The 859-nt window shown below is 43.9% G+C and carries 1 protein-coding gene; it reads right to left on the minus strand.

Annotated elements, in window-relative coordinates:
• Positions 1-296: 296 nt before the first annotated feature.
• Positions 297-818: an LPD3 domain-containing protein gene (locus FNE76_RS08075; RefSeq protein WP_162983132.1), complete on the minus strand. Its 522-nt coding sequence runs from the start codon at positions 816-818 to the stop codon at positions 297-299.
• Between the last annotated feature and the right edge of the window lie 41 nt (positions 819-859).

An 859-nucleotide genomic window follows, 5' to 3' on the forward strand; every position in this document is an offset into this window, starting at 1 on the left:
CAAGCATCAGGCAAGCCCTGCATAAAGCCTAACGCATCGGCGTTAAAAACTTGGTTAAGATAGGGGGTTAGCATGGGGGGTCCTTAAAGCACCACAGAAGTACAAAGTTAAAGTTTTCTTCATTCTCAAGCCTTGTTTTAGGTTTCTAACTCTTTGGCAATTCTTAAGGGCTTTTGTTGTAGGCTCGCTCACGGGCTTTAAATAGTCGTGGAAAAGGTAGAAACCTACGCGCATCTTCCACCTCTTGGTGAGTTTAGAGTCTGCCTCTACTGGGATGTATGGGTGTGCTACAGCCCTTAAGGTAGGGGGTTCAACTCCTCTAATTCTAAACTATAGATTCTATGCCCTTGTTCTACGCTCTCTGTGAGTGTCATCTTGACTTGTGCTCCTTTGCCATTAATTTTAATATTTGTAAAATACCGATGGATGGCTTTTATATCTGTCCGTTTCTTATAATCATCATGTGTTTCTCTCAAGGTCGCATTTTCAAAAAGAGTTTTGACGTCTTGCCCCACCTTAAAATGCTCCTCTTTAGAAAAACCATTTTCTATACTCTTGCCTAAAGCCTTTGTGCTCGATATTTTGTCTAACCCTTTTCTTGAAATCCTAGCAACTACCCCCGTTTCTTTGTTAGTGATGTCTTGGTTTAGAATAGGGGCTAGACTCTGTTTTAAATCTGCCCTCAAGTCTGTAAGGCTTTTAGTCCCCTCTGTCTTATAGTGGAATGGCTTATCCCCTCCACTCCTGTTGTCTCCTCCCCTCACTGCGCTAGGCTCTGCTATGGGCTCATCCCCCACCACCTTGAAATCCTGCAACACCCACCTTCTAGGCTGGCTGGGGTCATTGTTGTTGGTCCAAT

The organism is Helicobacter mehlei, from assembly GCF_007280785.1.
GTDB classification, from domain to species: Bacteria; Campylobacterota; Campylobacteria; order Campylobacterales; family Helicobacteraceae; genus Helicobacter; species Helicobacter mehlei.